A 1,380-nucleotide genomic window follows, 5' to 3' on the forward strand; every position below is an offset into this window, starting at 1 on the left:
GTTAGGGCTCAATCGTGGCATCTGCTGATCTCAACGAACTCTATAACGACGCGCTTGGCTTCGCTCAGCACATGCTTCTGACGCATGGCGAGTTCATTCCGTTCGGGGTCTCAATGGACACGGACGGCAACGTTGCTCAAATCGCTGGAGATTTTGGCATCGAGCACCCAGCATCAGTGGAGATGGTTGAGTTCTTGCAGGCGTCGTTTGAGCAGCAAGCTCGCCAAGGCTCAATTCGCGCGGCGGGTGTGTGCATTGATATGCACGTTGTCCCGCCTGGCCGCGAACAGAAATCTGACGCTATTTGCATTCGCCTCGCCCACGTTTCAGGAGAGGACGCTGAGGTTTTTGTACCCTATACGCGCGACCATAATGGGGCGTTCCAGCTGGAGCCGGCGTTCGCACAAGCAGGTGAGTCGTTCCGGCTGGTTGAGCCCTAACAATTCATTCAAGCCGACACCGCTTCGCGGCGCGGCTTAATTCAGGCGTTAGGCCTCATATGAAGCTTCTCGCCGTCATTGCCTTCTTCATGGTTTTTCTGGGCGGCTGTGGGCTGATTGAGCCGTCCGCCACCGACCGCTTTAGTACTAAACCCGGCACGTCTTCGGAAGCGATCTTCGCTTGTGCGGAGACCACTATTCGCACACTTAAGATCCAGCGCGGAACATGGAGTGACCTCATCACGGCACGGGACGCTAGTTCTGGCTTGTTTGAGACCAACCGGTTCAATGAGTCCAACATCGTTGGCATCCGGACACAGATCAGGTACGAGCCAGAAACAGGCGACGGACGCATCAAGGTCAAGGCAAGTGGGCCATACTTCGCTGACCTAGGGGCTGATCAGGCAGCCGCGCAATTTGCGAGCGGCATTGCTGCGTGCCTGAGGCCTAACAATTCATTCAAGCCGACACCGCTTCGCGGCGCGGCTTAATTCTGGCGTTAGGCCTTGTTTCCCGCACTGTCGTAGCCAAGCTTCAGGCGACCTTGAGCATCGCGCTCATCTGCGGCGTTTGCATCTCGCACACGCGGTGAAGGGCATCGGCAGTCCGGCCTGAAGTACCTCGGCTTCGGACGCGCGCGACTCTCCGCAAGGTTCGACCCGCCGAGTCGGCTTCGGCGGTAGCGCGGTGAAGGTTCCTGGCCGCGCGAGCTGCCCGGCTCAGCTCCGCCCGCGGCAATCGCCGGCCCAAGCTGCCCGCCAAAACTTGTTGTACTGTTCGGCTCAGGGGTTGGGCTGTCGCGGGGTCGGGCGCAAGTTCGGCGTGCGGCGGCCTAACAAGTCGTTCAAGCCGAAGCCGCTTCGTTACGCAAATCACATGGCAGATAAAGCTTGCCATGTGCTTCGCTTCACTGCGCGTCTCGGCTTAACTCTGGCGTTAG

At 58.8% G+C, this 1,380-nt stretch carries 2 protein-coding genes; both read left to right on the plus strand.

Translation table 11 applies throughout. From position 1 onward, the window contains the following. Window positions 1-14: 14 nt before the first annotated feature. On the plus strand, window positions 15-440 hold the full coding sequence (locus tag ACW7GZ_RS14870) for a hypothetical protein (RefSeq protein ID WP_457010049.1): 426 nt from the start codon (window positions 15-17) through the stop codon (window positions 438-440). Window positions 441-499: 59 nt separating this feature from the next. Further along, a complete protein-coding gene (locus ACW7GZ_RS14875; protein ID WP_457010051.1) occupies window positions 500-931 on the plus strand; it encodes a hypothetical protein in 432 nt (143 codons plus the stop codon). Window positions 932-1,380: the final 449 nt, after the last annotated feature.

This window comes from Luteimonas sp. A537, from assembly GCF_054052065.1.

What these genes read in the sequence shown, in the direction of transcription:
- ACW7GZ_RS14875 (WP_457010051.1), top strand. Translation starts at nt 500, where the DNA reads ATGAAGCTTCTCGCCGTCATTGCCTTCTTCATGGTTTTTCTGGGCGGC.